The organism is Phenylobacterium sp. (assembly GCF_030651185.1).
In the GTDB taxonomy this organism is placed as follows: domain Bacteria; phylum Pseudomonadota; class Alphaproteobacteria; order Caulobacterales; family Caulobacteraceae; genus Phenylobacterium.
The window spans coordinates 27,370-44,780 of record NZ_JAUSCJ010000040.1; the positions used below are offsets into that span (position 1 = coordinate 27,370).

Sequence of the window (17,411 nt, forward strand, 5' to 3'; positions counted from 1 at the left end):
ACGCCCGGTATAAAGTCGGCCTTAACTCAATTCCCGTACCGTTTTTGTGAAGAACGGCCAAAAACCGGGGGGATCGGCGCATGTCAGGGATCAATTTGCCGGATTCCACCGCCGATTCCGAAGATGGGCGCCCGTTTGAGCTCGACCTGAGCCAGGACGTCTGTGACCGCGCCACCCGTCTGGCCCGCACCCTGTTTGGCTCCGTGGTGGCGCAGGTGGTTTTGGTCAAGGGTGGTCGGGCCTGGCGCAGCCGGGAGCCAGATCAGGACCACCCGGTTGCGGCGAGCGTGAAGTGGGTCCTGGACAACGGTGAACTGCTCTGGGTCGAGGACGGACGGCGCGACCCTCGCGTGTCCTCCATGGCCAGCGTCGCCGGACCGCCATATCTCCGCTTCTATGCCGCCGCGCCCATTCGCCTCCCCGACGGCGCTGTGCCGGGTGTGATCTGCGTCACGGGACCGGAGGTGCGCGCCTACGACGCCAGCCTGGCCGGGCGCCTCACGGATCTCGCCGCCTTCGTCGCCGATGAGTGGGATCGGGCCCAGGCTACCAAGGCTCGCGAGCGCGGCCGCCGCGAGCGCGCGGCGATCATGGGAGCGTTCGCCGGCGTCGTCCGGGCCATGCCGGTCTCCCTGGTGATCACCGACAAGGCGCTCAACGTGGTGGGCTGCAGCCCGCGCTGGGCCGAGGAGGTGGGCTTGACCGTCCTCGAGGCGACGGGCCGTCCCATGATGGAGCTTCGCCCGGCGGTGTTCGAACGCTGGCGCGAATTCTACGAGCGCGTGCTGGCCGGCGAGACCATCGCATCCGACCGCGTGCCCTATCGCGATGACAAGGGCGCCGTGCGCTGGATCTCGGTGGAGATGGCGCCCTGGCGCAATGCCGACGGCGAGGTCGGCGGCCTGATCATCGCCAGCCACGACATCAGCCGCATGGTCGAGGCCCTGGAGGCCACCGAGCGTTCGGAACAGCGCCTGACCCTGGCCATGGAAATCGCCGACATCCATGTCTACGAAGTAGACTACCAGCGGCGTGAACTGATCAAGGCCGGCGCCGAGGACACCTTCTTCACCGAGCCGAAGACCTACGAAGAGCTCTATCGCGACATCTACGCCACCATAGACCCGCGCGATCGCCCCGGCGTCGAGGCGGCCTGGCAGCTTCATGTGGACGATGGGACGCCCTATCGTCCCGAGTACCGGGTCATCCGCGCCGACGACAAGGAGATCTGGACCTCCGGGGCCTGCCGCCTGGTGAACGACCGCGAGGGTCGGCCGATCCGGCTGATCGGGGCGATGCAGAATATCACCGAGCGCAAGGCCGCCGAGCGCGCCCTGCTGCAGGCCAAGGAAGACGCCGAGACCGCCAACCGGGCCAAGTCCACCTTCCTGGCCACCATGAGCCACGAGATTCGCACCCCGCTGAACGGCGTCCTGGGCATGGCCCAGGCCATGGCCGCCGATGATCTCAGTCCGCTGCAACGCGACCGCCTGGACGTGGTGCGTCAGTCGGGCGAGACCCTGCTGCACATTCTCAATGATGTGCTCGATCTCTCCAAGATCGAGGCCGGCAAGCTGGAGCTGGAAGAGGCCGAGTTCGACATCAGCGAGCTGGCGCGCGGGGCGCACGCCGCCTTCACCGCCATCGCCAACAAGAAGGGCCTGTCCTTCGACCTGGCCGTCGAGGCCGAGGCCCGCGGGGTCTATGTGGGGGACTCAACCCGCGTTCGGCAGATCCTCTACAATCTGGTCTCCAACGCGCTGAAGTTCACCGAGAGCGGCGAGGTGCGGGTCTGTGTCGCGCGCAGCGGCGACGGCCTGTGCCTGACCGTGGCCGACACCGGGATCGGCATTCCGCCCGAGCGGCTGGCCAGCCTGTTCCAGAAGTTCGAGCAGGCCGACGCCTCCACCACCCGGCGCTACGGCGGGACGGGCCTCGGCCTGGCCATCTGCCGCGAGCTCGCCCAGCTGATGGGCGGCGCGATCCGGGCCGAGAGCGAGCCCGGCAAGGGCTCCACCTTCTCCGTCACCCTGCCGCTCGCCAAGAGCGCGGCCACCCACGTCCTGCCCGCGCCGGACGCCGGCGTGGTGGCGGCCATCGAGATGGAGGTCGGCGCCCTGCGCGTGCTGGCCGCCGAGGACAACACCGTCAATCAGCTGGTGCTCAAGACCCTGCTGCACCAGATCGGCGTCGATCCGGTGATCGTGGCGAACGGCGCACTGGCCGTCGAGGCCTGGGCGCGGGAGGACTGGGACGTCATCCTGATGGACGTCCAGATGCCCGAGATGGATGGTCCCACCGCGACGGGCATCATCCGCGCGCGCGAGGCCGCCGAGGGCAGGGCGCGCACCCCGATCATCGCGCTCACCGCCAACGCCATGGCCCACCAGGTGGCCGAATACACCGACGCCGGCATGGACGGCTTCGTCGCCAAGCCCATCGAGGTCGGGCGCCTGTTCGCGGCGCTTCAGGCGGTGCTGGAGGTTCCGGCTGAGGCCGAGAACGGCGAGGCTTCGGTGGCGGCCTAGAGCCGGATGGCTTCTCTCGAAGCCTGAATCCGGCTCTATAGCTTTGAAATTAGATCACGATTCAACGCTCAGACGATTCCGTCGGAGCGCATCGTGATCTAGGCGGGCTCCACCGCCCGCATCACTTCATAGGCCTCGATCTCGAACCGCTCGACCGCCTTGGCGTAGGCTCGCGCCGTGTGGGGCCAGTTGTTGAGGATGCGGCCGTCGGCGGTCTTGTACCAGCTGGTGCAGGTCCCGGCCCAGGGCGTGATGGCGAGCGCCTTCTGCAGGTCGGCGTTGTAGGCGTCGGCGACCTCCTGCTTCACCGACAGGGGACCGGCCTCACGGATGGCGTCCAGTGCCTGCAGCACGTAGTCGGCCTGGGCCTCGATCATGAAGATGATGGAGTTGTGGCCGAGGTTGGTATTCGGCCCGTATAGCATGAAAAGGTTCGGGAATCCCGTGACCGACAGGCCGAGATAGGCCTCTGGCCCGTCGATCCAGACGTCACTCAGCCGCAGGCCGCCAACGCCGGTGATGCCGGTGTCGCCGACGAAGGAGCGGGTCTCGAAGCCGGTGGCGTAGATCACCACGTCCACCTCGTGTTCGCGGCCCTGGGCGTCCACCACGCCGCGCGGCGTCATGCGCTCGATGGCCTCGGTGACAAGGGTCACATTGGGCCGGGTGAGGGCGGGATAGAAGTCGTTGGAGATCAGCACGCGCTTGCAGCCGATCTCATAGTCGGGGGTCAGCCTGGCCCGCAGGTCGGGGTCGGTCACCTGGGCGTGCAGGTGGGCCAGGGGGATGGGGACCTCTTCCACCGGCAGGGTCCCGGCGCGCTTGGCCTCAAGCCTGGCCTCCGCCATCTCGAAGATGTCGCCGCGCACCTTGGCCATGACGGCCGGCTCGGCGCGGAAACGGGCCTTCTCCTCAGCCGTATAGGGCCGGTTCATGCGCGGCACGATCCAGTTGGGCGAGCGCTGGAAGAGGATCAGCGAACCGGCCACCTTGGCGACCTCCGGGACAAACTGCACGGCGCTGGCGCCATTGCCGATCACCGCGACTCGCTTGCCGGCCAGGTCGAGGGAGGCGTCCCACTCCGCGGAGTGGAAGGCGGCGCCGGCAAAGGCGTCGCGGCCCGCGATGGGGGGAAGCTTGGGCCGGTTGAGCTGACCCCAGGCGGTGACGAAGGTTTCGGCGGTCACGGTCGATCCGTCCGCCATGCCGATGCGCCAGAACGTCTCGCCGTCGTCCCAGGCGGCCGAGGTCACCTCAGCATTGAACCTCAGGTGTTTGGAAATCTGATGCTTTTCGACAACGTCCTCGATGTATCCGAGGATGTCGGATTGGGCGGAGAAGATCTCCGGCCAGTCGGGATTGGGCTCGAAGGAATAGGAATAGAGGTGGCTGGGAATGTCGCAGCCGCTGCCGGGATAGGTGTTCTCTCGCCAGGTGCCGCCGACGCCGCCCGCCTTCTCCAGGATCACGAAGGACGTCTCGCCCTTGGCCTGCAGCTTCAGTCCCATGCAGAGACCTGCGAAGCCCGCGCCCAAAATGGCGACCTTGAAGTCCGCGCCCATCTGATTTCGTTTCCCGACCTGTCGTTGCGGAAAGGCTAGCGGCGGCGCCCTAGGTGATCAACGGTTAGTTCGTCGCGCCGCCCGGGCGGCCTGGAACGCGGCCATCGCCTTGGAGGGCGCGTCAGTGGTCCAGGCGGCCTCGAAGGCGTCGATGCCCGCAGCGATGGCGTCTTTCATCGGCAGGTCCTCCCAGCGGCGGATCAGCGCCTTCTGCAGGCGCACGGCGGCGGGTTCGGCGGCCAGCAGGCTGCGGGTCCAGGTCTCCACCTGGGCGTCCAGGCCGGTCGCCGGGACCACCGCCTCCACCAGGCCCCAGGTCTCCGCCTGCGCGGCGCTGAAGGTCTCCCCCAGCAGCAGCATCTGGCGCGTCCGTCCCCAGCCCACCAGAGACGGGAGCAGGGCGGCCTCCACCACCGAGGGTATGCCCAGCTTCACCTCAGGCATGCCGAACACCGCCGTATCGGCGGCCACCCGCAGGTCGCAGGCCGCGGCCACCTCCATGCCCGCGCCCAGGGCATAGCCGTTGATGCGCCCGATCACCGGGACCGGCAGGTCGCGCAGGGTCTCGCAGCAGCGGTGAACGCGGGTGATGAAGGCCCGCGCCGTGGCGGCGTCCAGCCCGGCCATCTCGTCAATGTCGGCCCCGCCGATGAAGGCGCGGTCACCCGCTCCGGTCAGCACCACGGCGCGGAGGTGCTCGTCCTTGGCCAGGGCCCCGATCCGCGCGGCGAACTCCTTCATCAGGGCGCTGTTCAGGGTGTTCAGCTTGCCGGCGTTGTCCAGGGTGACATGGGCCACGCAGGCGCCGCCGGCCCGCGCCTCGATCTCGATCCGCACCTCTCCCGACATGGCCGTCTCCTCCCAGCACCGCTCCGCCAACCTGCGACGCGTATCGCGCCTCGACAACCATGCGAAACCCGGTGAACAATGATCACCTACCCAATTGGAGTCTCCATGCGCCGCCCTTCCGACGATCCCGGGGAGGCCCGCTGATGCCCTGGCCGTCCGGGGGCGCCACGCGGCGTCGGGGGTATCACGTCGGCAACCTGCGAGCCCAACTGCTGGACGAGGCCCGCGCCCTGCTGGAAAGCGGCGGGATCGGCAAGCTGAACCTGCGGGCCCTGGCCGCCCGGGCCGGGATCGCGCCGGGCTCGGTCTATCACCACTACACCTCCAAACAGGCCCTGCTGGCGGGGCTGGCGGCCGAGGGGTTCGGTGAGTTCGAGGCCGCCCTGCGCGCGGCGGCGACCGAGGCCGCCGAGGCGCCGATCCGGGCCACGGCCCTGGCCTATTTCGGCTTCGCCCGCGCCCAGCCGGCGCTCTACAGTCTGATGTTCGATCCCGCCGCCCTGGCCGCTCCCGAGGTGGCCGCCGGACGCGACCGCGCCTTCGCGGTCATCGAGGGCGCCATCGGCAATTCCCCCAACCAGCAGGAGCGCGACCCCGATCTGATCCACAAGGTGGCGCTGGCCGTCTGGGCCTGCAGCCACGGCGCGGCCTCGATGATGCTGGCCGATCCGACGGATACCGAGGGCGGGCTCATGGAAGATGTCATTCAGGGGCTGGAGGCATTGTTCCGCCGCCGCTAACCGCGCACCTTGATGACGTCTTGCCGATGTGGCGGGCGGCCTGCAGATGCTCGAAGGCCTGCCGGGCCTCGCCCACGGCGGCGATCTCGCCGGCTGCGTCGCTGCAGGGGATCAGGCCGGGCTTGGACGGGCCCACCTAGTTGCCGGCACCAGGGAGAGGTCGCGGTAGTTCAGCGACACCGAGTCGATCTTGATCAGCGGCCGCGTGAGATTGCCGCCGACTTTACAATCTGGCCCCCGATGACCCCCGCCGACCTCACCGTGTTGCAGGCCGATCTCTGGTTCGGAGCGATGTCGGCCGCGCGGCATGCCCTGCTGCTACGGGACGCCGAGGTCCTCCGGGCGCTGGGTCGCCGGGATCGGGCATGACTGTGCGCGAAAGCCACACCAGTTGCAGCTTTTGTGCGCCCCGGTTGTGAATTTCAGAATCAACGTCTAATCATGACGCCGTTCCGCGAACCTGTTCGCGCGCTTCAACGACCTGAGACGATGACCAATCTGTTTGGCCAGATGCCGTGCGGCAATGAGCTCTACCGGGCTCCGACGCCGCTTGCATCCAACTCGCCAGACCCATCGACCCTCTCAGAAATCGAAGCCCGCCATGTCCGCCGTCATCACCGTCAAGTCGCTCGCCAAGGCCTACCGCTACGCTAAGCGGCGCGGCGGCTTCTTCGAGGCCTTCTCCCCCGAACATGTCACGGTCGAGGCCGTCGCCGGCGTCGATTTCGAGATCGGCAAGGGCGAGCGGGTGGCCATCATCGGCCCCAACGGCGCGGGCAAGTCCACGACCCTGAAGATGCTGTCGGGCATCCTGGAGCCGTCCAGCGGCGAGGCCAGCGTGCTGGGCCTGACACCGTGGAAGCAGCGCAAGGCCTTGGCCTACAGGATCGGCGTGGTGTTCGGGCAGCGTTCCCAGCTCTGGGGCGAACTGCCCGCCCGCGAGAGTTTCGCTCTGCTGCGCCACATCTATGACCAGGAGGCCGCGCCCTTCGCCAAACGGCTGGGGGAGCTGACCGAACGCTTCGCCCTGACCGACCTGCTGGATCAGCCCGTCCACCGCATGTCGCTGGGCCAGCGGATGAGGTGCGAGATCACCGCGAGCTTGCTGCACGGCCCCAACCTGCTGTTCCTGGACGAGCCCACCATCGGCCTGGATGTGACCGCCAAGGCCGCCATCCGCGACTTCATCCGCGAGCATGCCCGCGATCACGGCCAGACGGTGCTGCTCACCAGCCATGACACGCGGGATATCGAGCTGGTCTGCGACCGGGTGATCGTCGTCAACCAGGGGCGCATCGTGGTGGACCAGCCCACCGACCAGCTTCGCCGCCGGTTCCTGGGCCGCAAGATCATCACCTTCCAGTCGGCGGGGCAGGGGGTGTCGCTCGATCTGCCCGGCGTGACGCGCCGCGCCTCGGAGGCCCACGCCACCATCCTTGAGGTCGACACCAGGCTCACCCGCGTGGAGCGGGTGATCGCTGCGGCCATGGCCGACGGCGGCATCGAGGATGTGACCATCGAGGATCCCCCCATGGAGGAGGTGATCGCCGAGATCTACGCCTCGACCCATGCGGCGTGACCTGATCGCGGCGTGCGTCGCCCTGCGGATCGGGGCGGGCCAGGCGATGGCCGGCTGGACCGTGCTGGCCGGGCGCTGCCTGTTCTACGTGCTGATCATGACGGTGCTCTCGGCCCTGTGGGACAAGGTGGCGGCCGAGCCGGTGGCTGGCGCGATTGCTCTGCCGGCCGGTGGCCTGGTGCTCTACGTCCTGGCCACCGAGTGGATCACCCTGGCCTTGCCGTCGGTACACCTGCGGTTCGAGGACGACATCCGCTCGGGCGGCCTGGAGCCGCACCTGCTGCGGCCGAAATTCTACCTGCTGCAGAGCCTGGCCCAGAGCCTGGGCGGAACCCTGGTGCGGCTGGCCGCGCTGGGCGTCACGGCGGTGGTCTGGCTGGCGGCGACCGGCCGGCAGGGGCCGCCCGCCGCCACCTATCCCTATCTGTTCGTGCTGGGTGTGCTGGCGGTGAGCGTGGGCATGCTGCTCTACGCGGTGGCGGGACTGTGCGCCTTCTGGACCCGGCGGATCCTGCCCGTGATGCTGGTGATCCAGAAGCTGATGTTCCTGCTGGGCGGCCTGTTCGCCCCCATCACCCTCTATCCCGACTGGCTGCGGAAGCTGGCCGAGGCGACCCCCTTCGCCGCCCACCTCTATTGGGCGGGCGTGCAGGCGCTGGCGCCTTCCGGGCCCATGTTCCTGAAGGCCGCGGCCTGGCAGGTGCTGTGGATCGTCCTGCTCAGCCTGCTGTGCGTGGTCCTGTGGCGCGCCGGCCTGGCCAAGGTGCTGCGGGAGGGCGGGGTATGATCAAGGGTGCTCGTCTCTACGCCGCCCAGTCGGCCGCGGCGATCCGCACCTCCTTCGCCGACCGCGGCAATTTCGCGATCCAGGTGGGCGGGATGATCGTCAACGACATCTTCTTCCTGACCCTGTGGGTGCTGTTCTTCGCGGGCTTCCGGTCGATCGGCGGCTGGCAATTGCAGGACATGGCCCTGTTGTTTGGCCTGACCATGTCGGTGGTGGGGATCTCCGGCGTGTTCTTCGGCGGCTATCGCGACCTGGCCGCCACCCTGCTGCGCGGCGAGTTGGACGCCCTGTTGACCCAGCCCAAGGGCCTGATCCCGCGCCTGCTGGCCCGCGAGAGCATCGCCACGGCTTGGGGCGACCTGGCCGGCGCGGTGTTCGTGTTGGCGGTGTTCGCCAAGCTGGAGTGGACGGACCTTCCCACCCTGTTGCTGGCCATCGCGGCGGGGACGACGGTCTATGTCAGCGCCAGCATCAGCTTCGCCTGCCTGGCCTTCTGGGCGGCCGGCGCCCGCAGCTTCGCCCGCGAGCTCACCGACTTCATGCTGCTGTTCTCCAGCTATCCGGGCTCGATCTACCAGGGCGCGGTGAAGACCATCGCCTTCACCCTCCTGCCCGCCGGTTTCGTGGTGCTGGCGCCCATGGGCATGGTGCGCCATCCCAGCGGCCAGACCCTGGCCGTGGTGGTGTTCGGGGCGGTGGTCTACGCCGCCATCGCCGTGGTCCTGTTTCACCTGGGCGTGGCGCGATACCGGCGCGGCGCCTCGCCTTCGCTGTGAGAATGACTTGATTTCAGAGCCGAAGCCCGGTGGTTAGGCCCATGAGTCGCAAGCCGAGGATCACGGTCGCGGGCGCGGGCGCGCTCGGTCTGACCACCGCGCTCGCCCTGGCCGACGCCGGCGCCGAGGTGACGGTCTATGATCCGTCGCCGGAGGGCGGCACGGCCTCGGCCGTCGCCGCCGGCATGCTGGCCCCGGTGTTCGAGGCGGTGCTGGACGCCCAGACGCGGGCCCACGTCGACCTGATGCTGGCGGCCCGAGACCTCTGGCCGGCCCTCGAAGCCCGAATCGGCGTCACTGTCGATCGCGCCGGCGCCATGGCGGTAGGGGAGGCGAGCTTCCTGCATACCGTCGACGCCGGCGTCCGCAAGCTGGGCCTGCACCCCACCGAGCTGTCGCGCAACGCCATGATCGGCCTGGCGCCGGGGCTCGCGCCCGGCTGGGGCCACGCCCTGCTGACCCGCGAGGACTGGCGCATCGACGCCGCCGCCGCGCTCATGGCCTTGCGCCGCGCCTGCGAGGCCGCCGGCGTCACCTTCCACGCCCGCGCCGCCGACGGGTTCGAGGGCGCCGAGCGGCTGGTGATCGCCACCGGCATGGGCCGCGACCTGGCCGTCATGGCCCCGCTGCTGGACCGTCTATCGCCCATCAAGGGCCACATCCTGCGCACCGAAGGCCCGGCCTATCAGGGAGTCGTCGTCCGTGGCGAGGGGGCCTATGCCACGCCTGCGCCGGGGGGGCTGACCCTGGGCGCCACCATGCAGGCCGGCGCTGAAGACCTGGCCGTCGAGGCCAACCAGGTCGCGGGCCTGCTGGAGGCCGGCGCCCGGCTGTTCCCGGCATTGGCGACCGCCAAGCTCACCGCCCAGACCGGCGTCCGCGCCGCCACCCCGGACGGCCTGCCGATGGTCGGGCGCGGCCGCCATCACGGGGTGCTGCTGGCCGTCGGCGCGCGCCGCAATGGCTGGCTGCTGGCGCCCCTGGTGGCGAGGATCATCACCGCTTGCGTGACGGAGGGGGAGCTTGGCCCCTATGCCGCCCGGCTCGATCCGGCGCGGTTCGATAACACTTAGGGGGATCCATGAGCGCCTTCTGGCTGAGCGACGAACAGCAGGCGATCCGCGACAGCGTCGCCCGGGTCTGCGCCGACTTCGACGCCGACTACTGGCGGCGCACCGATGACACCGGCGACTTTCCCGAGGCCTTCGTCGCCGCCATGGCCGCCGGCGGCTGGCTGGGGACCGCCATGCCCGTCGAGCTGGGCGGGGCGGGCCTGGGCCTGACCGAGGCCGCCATCATGATGCAGGCGGTGGCGGAGTCCGGGGCAGGTTTCTCCGGCGCCAGCGCCATGCACCTGAACATCTTCGGGCCCATGCCGATCGCCAAGTTCGGCTCGGCGGCCCTGAAGGCCAGCGCCATCCCCCGGCTGATCTCCGGCGAGGACAAGATCTGCATCGGCATCACCGAACCGGACTCCGGCCTCGACACCACCAGCCTGACCACGCGGGCGGTACGCACCGACCATGGCTATGTGATCTCGGGCCGCAAGGTGTGGACGACCATGGCCCAGCGGGCCAACAAGATACTGATCATAGCCCGCACCACGCCGAAGGATCAGGTGAAGAAGGCCACCGAGGGCCTCAGCCTGTTCTACACCGACTTCGACCGCTCGAAGATCTCGGCCACGGTGATCCCGAAGATGGGCCGCAAGGCGGTGGAGTCCAACAGCGTCTTCATCGACAACCTGGAGGTCCCCGAGGGCGACCTGATCGGCGAGGAGGGGCGGGGCTTCTACTACCTGCTGGAGGGGCTGAACCCGGAGCGGGTGCTGTTCGGCGCCGAGGCCGTGGGCCTGGGCCGCGCGGCGCTGGCCAAGGCCACGACCTACGCCAAGGAGCGGATCGTGTTCGGCCGGCCCATCGGCCAGAACCAGGGCGTGGCCCACCCGTTGGCGCGGTCCTGGGCCGAGCTGGAGGCCGCCAACCTGATGGCCTTCAAGGCCGCGGCCCTCTACGACGCCGGCCGTGACTGTGGGGCCGAGGCCAATGCGGCCAAGTACCTCGGCGGCGAGGCGGGCTTCAACGCCTGCGAGGCCGCGGTCCTGGCCCACGGCGGCATGGGCTACGCCAAGGAATACGATGTCGAGCGCTACTTCCGCGAAGTGATGATCGCCCGCATCGCGCCCATCAGCCGCGAGATGGTGCTCAACTACATCGCCGAGCGCGTGCTGGGCCTGCCCAAGAGCTACTGACTTTTCCTCCCCCGTGAAGCGGAACGGCGTGGGGGAGGAAGGACGATCAGCCCCCAAACTGCACCGGATCGAGACCGGCGCGGTGGCGCTGTCCACCGGCGGCTCGTCACGGGGCGGGGGCTCATCTTGTAAAAGGCTGCGAGCTTCAGCGCCGCCGGGCCGAAGCCGGCGTTGTCGGGGCGCTCGGCCACTGTCTTGACCTTTGGGAAGCTAAGCCATGACTTAACCAAGGTCACGTTGTGTCGCTGCAACCAAGCAAGTGCGACGCTTGGTCGCAAGTATTCGATGGTAACCAAATTGGGGATTTGAAAACCATTAATGACGACGCAATCCCTTTGCTCTTAAGGTGTTGCGGAATCTAGGGCACGAATCACAGATGTTCTCGAAAGTTGCCGAGCCGCTGCCGTTGCAGGAGTTGGCGGCTGTCTATCGGCCGGTGGTACGCGGATATCTGATCGCGGCGGGGATCTACTATCTGATCATCACCGCCAGCCACCCGTTCTATGAGAAGGGCGCCGAGCTCGCGATCCTGGTGGGCCTGTCGGCCGTCGCGGCGGTGGTCTGCTTCGGTTGCCATCGCCTGCTGCGCAATCCAGCCTCGGCGCACCTGACCCTGGAGATGGGGGCGCTGGCCGCCAACGCGCTGATCCTGACCAATGTCGTGGCCTATCTGTCGATCCACTATGAAGCCCCCAAGCTGGTCTACTTCGTGATCATGGCCCTCGGCTTCGCCACGGTGGGACCCAGCGTCCGCATCCTGGTTCCGTCGGTAATCCTGGCCCTGACCGCCTTGGTGTTCTTCGCGGGTCAGGCGGGGCCAGGCGTCGCCGGTCAATATGCCTTCGTCGGTTTGGCCGGGGCCTTCGGGGCCATCGGACTCTCGATTATGACCCGGGGCGTGGTGATGCGTGAACTGCGCGCGCGCCTGGCCGCCGAGGCCCTGAACCGCCAGATCGAGCAGGAGCTGGCCACCAACCAAGCTCTGCGCATCCAGGCCCAGGACCTCGCCCGCGTCGCCGACACCGCCAGCCGCAGCAAGACCGAGTTCCTGGCCACCATGAGCCACGAGCTGCGCACACCCCTGAACGGCGTGCTGGGCATGGCCCAGGCGATGTCCGCCGATCCGCTCTCCAAGCCGCAGCGCGCCCGCCTGGTGACGATCCAGGACTCCGGCCGCGCCCTGCTGGGGATCATCAACGACGTTCTCGACATCTCGAAGATCGAGGCCGGCCGCCTGGAGCTGTCGCCATGGGTGTTCAACCTGGCCGGCTTCGCCGACGACATGGCCGCCCTCTATGGCGGACTGGCCCAGGAACGCGGTCTTGATTTCCACCTCGAGATCACCCCGCAGGCCAGGGGCTGGCGGCGCGGTGACGAGGTGCGGCTGCGCCAGGTGATCTCCAACCTGCTGGCCAATGCGCTGAAGTTCACGGAGGCCGGATCCGTGATCGCCCGCATCGACGCGGACGGCGACCTTCTGAAGGTCAGCGTCACCGATACCGGCATGGGCATCGCGCCGGAGCGCGCGCCGCACCTGTTCGAGAGGTTCTTCCAGGCCGACGCCTCGACGACGCGGCGGTTCGGCGGCACGGGGCTGGGCCTCTCCATCTGCCGTGAGATTCTGACCCTGATGGGCGGCGAGATTGATTTCACCAGCACGGTGGGGCAGGGCTCCTGCTTCAGCTTTGCAGTCCCTCTGGCCCGCGCCGAGAGGCCGACCGCGCTCTCGCAGCCCAGCGCAGAGCCCAGCTTCGACGAGGCCTTGCGGGTGCTGGTGGCCGACGACAATCCCACCAACCGGCTGGTGATCCGCACCCTGCTGGAGCAGTTCGGGATCCAGACCGTGACCGTCGACAGCGGCGCCGAGGCCATCGAGGCCTGGGAAAGCGGAGCCTGGTCGGCCATCCTCATGGACATCCACATGCCCGGGATGGACGGGCTGGAGGCCACCCAGACGATCCGCGAGCGTGAGCGGACCGGAGGGGGTTCCCGCATCCCGATCATCGCCGTGACCGCCAGCGTGCTCAGCCACGAGACCGATGCCTATTTCGCCGCCGGCATGGACGACTTCATCGCCAAGCCCATCGAACTGCCCCGCCTGCTGGCCCTCCTTGAGGAATGCCTGAGCCGGGTTGATAAGGGCGACGCGCGAACCGCCACCGGCTGAGTGCGCGCGTCCGCCGCAGCATGGTTAGCGCGGCGTTAACCATGTCGGTGCAAACCAGGGATCATGGCGATCCAGGGTCTGAGGGGCGCGGTCGAAGCCGCCATCCAACGTGCGTCCACCGCGACGGGCGTGGACTTCACGTTCCTGATGAAGACCGCCAACCGCGAGAGCGGATATAACCCGCGCGCCAAGGCCTCGTCGTCGTCGGCCGCGGGCCTGTTCCAGTTCGTCGAGCAGACCTGGCTCTCCACCCTCAAGCAGCACGGCTCCAAGTACGGCTACGCCCGCTATGCCGATCTGATCAGCAAGGGCTCGGATGGCCGCTATTCGGTGAACGGGGCCGAGGCGCGCAAGGCGGTGATGGACCTGCGCCTGGACGCCCATGCCTCATCGCTGATGGCCGGTGAGCTGGCCTCCGACCACGCCTCCTATCTGAAGGGCCGCACCGGCCGCACGCCCACGGCGGGCGAGCTCTACGCCGCCCACTTCCTGGGGCCCCAGGGGTCGGCCCGCCTGATCGAGGCCGCCAACAGCCGCCCCGGCGCCTCGGCCGCCAGCCTGTTCCCCGACGCCGCCCAGGCCAACCGCTCGATCTTCTACCGCGACGGCCGCCCGGCGACGGTGGCCGAGGTCTACGCCAACCTGACCCGCACCGGCGGCGCGGGCGCGGCCACCTCCACGCCTGCCCCGCGCCCCGACGATGGTTTCATCCAGTACGCCTCGGCCCGGCAGACCGAGCGGCTGAAGGAACAGGACGCCCTGGTGGACCTGATCCTGCGCGGCTCCCAGAGCCCCGACCGCGACGGCTCCAGCTCGCGCCTCACCGGCTCGATCTTCTCCAGCGAGATGCTGCGGGTGCTGTCGGACGCCCGCGACGGCAAGAGCTGAAGATCCTCCCCCAGGCGCACAGCGCCGATGTGGGGGAGGTGGCGCGGACCGCAGGTCCGTGCCGGAGGGGAATCGACGTAGTCGACACTAACCTCAGCCAAACAAGATTCAATGTCCCCCTCAGTCAGCTTCACTGACAGCTCCCCCAGGAGGGAAGCATCTTCAAGCAGCCGCGCCGCTCGCCATCATCGCGTCGATCTCGGCGTCCGAATAGCCGATCTCCCCAAGGACCACGCGGGTGTGTTCGCCGAGGCCCGGCGCCGCCGGACGCTGGGTGGCGGGCACGCCGGGGAACTGGGCCGGAGAATTGGGCGAGCGATAGGTCCCGCCGTGGCCGTCCTCCACCGCGATCAGGGCGCCGGCGGCCTCGACCTGAGGATCGGCGGCGACCTCGGCGGGGGTCTGGACTGGGGCCCAGACCAGGTCGGCCCCGTCCAGCCGTCGCGCGATCTCCGTAAAGTCGAGCGCTCCGAAGGCGGATTCGAACTCCGCCACCAGCTCGCGGTTGTTGGCCTTGCGCGCCTTGCCGCCCTTGAAGCGTTCGTCCTCCAGCAGGTCGGGGCGCCCGCAGGCCTTGGCCAGGACCGGCCAGTCGGCGGCCCCGCCACGGGGGTTGAGCACGAACCAGCGCTCGTCGCGGCTCTTGTAGAAGTTGGCCAGGGGATCGAAGGGGTCGGTGCGCGGGCGGTTGGAGGCCAGCTTGCCGAACACCAGCTGCACCGCCAGGTCCGATCCCACCACATAGGTTCCGGTCGCCAGCAGCGAGGTGGCCACCAGCCGGCCCACCCCGGTCTGCTCCCGCTCATAGAGCGCCGCCAGGATCGCCGAGGTGGTGGCCAGGGATGTGGTGTGGTCGCCCACCCCGGTGCGCAGGATGAAGGGGTCTGAGCCCTTGGGCGCGTGCATGCGGGCCACGCCGGCCCGCGACCAGAAGGCGGTGACGTCGAAGCCGGGCAGGTGGGCGTCGGGGCCCTCCAGGCCATAGCCGGTGACCACGGCGTAGATCAGCCGCGGATTGGCGGCGCGCAGGGTCTGTTCGTCCAGCCGGTACTTCTTCAGCGAGGCGGGCCGCACATTGGTCAGGAAGACGTCGGCCTCGGCGGCGAGGCGGGCGAGCGCGTCGCGCCCCTCCGGCTTGGCGATGTCGAGGACCACGGCGCGCTTGCCGCGGTTGTCCATGCCGAAGGTGGGATTGCCGGTGAGCTCGCTCTTGGCGTCGGCGAAGACGTGGCGCATCGGGTCGCCCTGCGGCCGCTCCACCTTGATCACCTCGGCCCCCCAGTCGGCCAGGATGCCCGCCGCGCCGGGCGCGGCGATGTAGGAGGCGAATTCGACGACCTTCAGACCCTTGAGCAGCACGCGTTTTCCCCACCTGTTTCCAGGATCATGGGCGTTCCGCGTCCACGCCTCAAGCGGTGAGGCGCGCCGGGCTGTCCCTGCGGGTCACGGCTACGGCGTCGGCCACGGCGCGGGCCACGGCGGCGACGCTGACCGGCTTGCGCAGCACCGCGTCGGCGCCGGCGTCGGTGCATTGCTTGGCTTCCTCGGCGTCACCGCCGATCACGGCGACGATGGGCACGTCGGCGGCGGCGCCCTCCAGGCCGCGCAGGGCGGCGATGGTCTCGGGGCCGTCCATGTTGGGCATGCGGCCGTCGATCATCACCAGGTCGAACTCGCAGATCTTGGCCAGGTCGAAGGCGCGGCGGCCATCGACCGCATGCACCACCTGGTGGCCCAGCTGCTCGATCACCGCGCGCAGCATGGCGGCGTTCAGCGCGTCGTCCTCGGCGATCAGCACCTTCAGGGTCCGGCGCTCGGTCGGATCGGGCGCCGCGACCTCCACGGCCTCGATCACGCGCTCGGCCACGGCTTCGGCGTCGTAGGGCAGCTCCAGGCGGAAGCAGGATCCGACGCCAACGGCGCTGTGGGCGGTCAGGTCGCCGCCCATCAGGCGGGCCAGCTGGCGGGCCAGCGACAGGCCCAGGCCCGCGCCCGAGGTGCCGGCGCTGGTGCGCTCGACGCGGGCGAAGGGTTCGAAGGCGCGCTCCAGCTCGTCGGCGGCCAGGCCCGGCCCGGTGTCGGCGATCTCGATGGCCAGGCGCCCGGCGGGCGTGATCTCGACCCGGGCCTCGACGCGGCCGCGGACCGAGAACTTCACGGCGTTGCCGATCAGGTTGGCGATGATCTGGCGGGCCCGGTGGGCGTCGGCCAGGGCCGCGCCGGCCTGACCGTTCTCCAGCTCGGCGGGCACGTGCAGGGTCAGCTCCAGCCCCTTCATGGAGGCGTTGGGACGATTCAGCAGCACCAGGTCGCGCAGCAGGGCGACGGGGTCGAAGGGCCGGGTGTCCACCGACAGGCGGCCGGCTTCGGCGGTTTCGGAATCCAGGGTGGTGTTGAGCACCGCGATCAGGTCGTTGGCGGCGTCCAGGGCGGCGGTAAGCTGCTCGCGCGACGGGGCGCCACGGCCGTTGCGGCCGGCGGCGGCGGCGAGCACGTGGGCCACGCCGGTCAGGCCGTTGCGGATCTCGTGGCTCAGGGTGGCCACCAGGTCGGACTTGGACTGGGCCAGCCTGCGGGCCTCCTCCACCTTGCCCGCCCGATCGGCGATCAGGACTTCGCGCTCGGCGGCCATGGAGAACTGGCGGCGCAGGATGCGGTTGAGGATCAGGGCCAGCGCCATGGCCAGCGCAATGGCGCCCCAGGCGTTGCTGGCCAAATCATTGTCCTCGGGGCGGGAGAACAGCGCGATGAGCGGGCCCGCGGCGGCGGCCGGTCCCACGATAAGCAGGCTGGGCAGCCAGGGGGAGGCGAAGAAGATGATCACCACCGAGGCTGCCAGCGCGGTCATCAGCAGCGGCTCGCGCGCGGGGCCGGCGCCATCGGAGAAGGCGGCGATCTGCGCCACCGCCAGCGCCCAGATCAGGGCCGAGAGGATTTGGATTCGTCCGCGTTGGACGGTGTTGCCAGCGTTCTCCGGGTTCTTCAGCCAGTTAACCACGCCGTAGAAAGCGCCCCAGGCGCCGGCGAAAATCGCGAAGGTGCCGGTCATCCAGACGGCGTTGACCGCATGGCTGCCGGCCCAGACATAGGCCGGCAGGCTGACAGCGAAGACCGCCAGCGCATAGGGCAGGAGGGCCGTCTGGGCCTCGAGGGCCTGCTGTGTCGCCGATTGGCCGCCCCGCATGGGTTCGGCCGGCAGATCATCTGGGGTCGTGGCCATGGGGCGCCTCGGGGGAGATATCGCCACGTAAGGTAGTGGATCAGGGTTGGCGCGAAGTTACCGG

Annotated in this window: 13 protein-coding genes; 9 read left to right on the forward strand and 4 right to left on the reverse strand. The window is 69.2% G+C overall.

What is annotated here, in order from left to right:
* The first annotated feature begins 80 nt into the window (after positions 1-80).
* Positions 81-2,528 carry an ATP-binding protein gene (locus tag Q7J39_RS19015; RefSeq protein WP_304829091.1) on the forward strand — a complete coding sequence of 816 codons (2,448 nt, stop codon included), beginning with the start codon at positions 81-83 and terminating at the stop codon, positions 2,526-2,528.
* 98 nt (positions 2,529-2,626) lie between these two features.
* On the opposite strand, the gene Q7J39_RS19020 is transcribed toward Q7J39_RS19015, so the two are convergent.
* Together Q7J39_RS19020 and Q7J39_RS19025 are read right to left on the reverse strand one after the other, a co-directional pair.
* Positions 2,627-4,090, reverse strand: a complete 1,464-nt coding sequence (locus Q7J39_RS19020) for an NAD(P)/FAD-dependent oxidoreductase (RefSeq protein ID WP_304829094.1) — start codon at positions 4,088-4,090, stop codon at positions 2,627-2,629.
* A 57-nt stretch (positions 4,091-4,147) separates the two neighbouring features.
* Positions 4,148-4,939 carry an enoyl-CoA hydratase gene (locus Q7J39_RS19025; RefSeq protein WP_304829097.1) on the reverse strand — a complete coding sequence of 264 codons (792 nt, stop codon included), beginning with the start codon at positions 4,937-4,939 and terminating at the stop codon, positions 4,148-4,150.
* A 143-nt stretch (positions 4,940-5,082) separates the two neighbouring features.
* On the opposite strand from Q7J39_RS19025, the gene Q7J39_RS19030 reads away from it, so the two are divergent.
* From Q7J39_RS19030 to Q7J39_RS19065, 8 genes are all read left to right on the forward strand, one after another.
* A complete protein-coding gene (locus Q7J39_RS19030; RefSeq protein WP_304829100.1) occupies positions 5,083-5,679 on the forward strand; it encodes a TetR/AcrR family transcriptional regulator in 597 nt (198 codons plus the stop codon).
* A 601-nt stretch (positions 5,680-6,280) separates the two neighbouring features.
* A complete protein-coding gene (locus Q7J39_RS19035; protein ID WP_304829103.1) occupies positions 6,281-7,258 on the forward strand; it encodes an ATP-binding cassette domain-containing protein in 978 nt (325 codons plus the stop codon).
* Positions 7,248-8,045 (forward strand): ABC-2 family transporter protein, encoded by a 798-nt coding sequence (locus Q7J39_RS19040; protein ID WP_304829106.1) that lies wholly within the window; start codon positions 7,248-7,250, stop codon positions 8,043-8,045. Before Q7J39_RS19035 ends, Q7J39_RS19040 begins: the two co-directional genes overlap by 11 nt.
* A complete protein-coding gene (locus Q7J39_RS19045) occupies positions 8,042-8,821 on the forward strand; it encodes an ABC-2 family transporter protein (RefSeq protein WP_304829109.1) in 780 nt (259 codons plus the stop codon). The genes Q7J39_RS19040 and Q7J39_RS19045 overlap by 4 nt, the downstream gene beginning before the upstream one ends.
* A gap of 41 nt (positions 8,822-8,862) precedes the next feature.
* Positions 8,863-9,894 carry an FAD-binding oxidoreductase gene (locus Q7J39_RS19050; protein ID WP_304829112.1) on the forward strand — a complete coding sequence of 344 codons (1,032 nt, stop codon included), beginning with the start codon at positions 8,863-8,865 and terminating at the stop codon, positions 9,892-9,894.
* An 8-nt stretch (positions 9,895-9,902) separates the two neighbouring features.
* Positions 9,903-11,072 carry an acyl-CoA dehydrogenase family protein gene (locus tag Q7J39_RS19055; protein WP_304829115.1) on the forward strand — a complete coding sequence of 390 codons (1,170 nt, stop codon included), beginning with the start codon at positions 9,903-9,905 and terminating at the stop codon, positions 11,070-11,072.
* 376 nt (positions 11,073-11,448) lie between these two features.
* A complete protein-coding gene (locus Q7J39_RS19060) occupies positions 11,449-13,239 on the forward strand; it encodes an ATP-binding protein (RefSeq protein ID WP_304829117.1) in 1,791 nt (596 codons plus the stop codon).
* A gap of 60 nt (positions 13,240-13,299) precedes the next feature.
* Entirely contained in the window at positions 13,300-14,127 is an 828-nt protein-coding gene (locus Q7J39_RS19065; RefSeq protein ID WP_304829265.1) for a transglycosylase SLT domain-containing protein, read from the forward strand.
* A 162-nt stretch (positions 14,128-14,289) separates the two neighbouring features.
* Here the strand turns inward: Q7J39_RS19065 and Q7J39_RS19070 are convergent, their stop codons facing one another.
* A complete protein-coding gene (locus Q7J39_RS19070) occupies positions 14,290-15,486 on the reverse strand; it encodes a CaiB/BaiF CoA-transferase family protein (protein ID WP_304829119.1) in 1,197 nt (398 codons plus the stop codon).
* A gap of 49 nt (positions 15,487-15,535) precedes the next feature.
* Positions 15,536-17,347 (reverse strand): ATP-binding protein, encoded by a 1,812-nt coding sequence (locus Q7J39_RS19075; RefSeq protein ID WP_370690114.1) that lies wholly within the window; start codon positions 17,345-17,347, stop codon positions 15,536-15,538.
* Positions 17,348-17,411: the final 64 nt, after the last annotated feature.

What these genes read in the sequence shown, in the direction of transcription:
- Q7J39_RS19050 (WP_304829112.1), top strand. Translation starts at nt 8,863, where the DNA reads ATGAGTCGCAAGCCGAGGATCACGGTCGCGGGCGCGGGCGCGCTCGGT.
- Q7J39_RS19040 (WP_304829106.1), top strand. Translation starts at nt 7,248, where the DNA reads ATGCGGCGTGACCTGATCGCGGCGTGCGTCGCCCTGCGGATCGGGGCG.
- Q7J39_RS19020 (WP_304829094.1), bottom strand. Translation starts at nt 4,090, where the DNA reads ATGGGCGCGGACTTCAAGGTCGCCATTTTGGGCGCGGGCTTCGCAGGT.
- Q7J39_RS19030 (WP_304829100.1), top strand. Translation starts at nt 5,083, where the DNA reads ATGCCCTGGCCGTCCGGGGGCGCCACGCGGCGTCGGGGGTATCACGTC.
- Q7J39_RS19045 (WP_304829109.1), top strand. Translation starts at nt 8,042, where the DNA reads ATGATCAAGGGTGCTCGTCTCTACGCCGCCCAGTCGGCCGCGGCGATC.
- Q7J39_RS19060 (WP_304829117.1), top strand. Translation starts at nt 11,449, where the DNA reads ATGTTCTCGAAAGTTGCCGAGCCGCTGCCGTTGCAGGAGTTGGCGGCT.
- Q7J39_RS19055 (WP_304829115.1), top strand. Translation starts at nt 9,903, where the DNA reads ATGAGCGCCTTCTGGCTGAGCGACGAACAGCAGGCGATCCGCGACAGC.
- Q7J39_RS19025 (WP_304829097.1), bottom strand. Translation starts at nt 4,939, where the DNA reads ATGTCGGGAGAGGTGCGGATCGAGATCGAGGCGCGGGCCGGCGGCGCC.
- Q7J39_RS19075 (WP_370690114.1), bottom strand. Translation starts at nt 17,347, where the DNA reads ATGGCCACGACCCCAGATGATCTGCCGGCCGAACCCATGCGGGGCGGC.
- Q7J39_RS19035 (WP_304829103.1), top strand. Translation starts at nt 6,281, where the DNA reads ATGTCCGCCGTCATCACCGTCAAGTCGCTCGCCAAGGCCTACCGCTAC.
- Q7J39_RS19015 (WP_304829091.1), top strand. Translation starts at nt 81, where the DNA reads ATGTCAGGGATCAATTTGCCGGATTCCACCGCCGATTCCGAAGATGGG.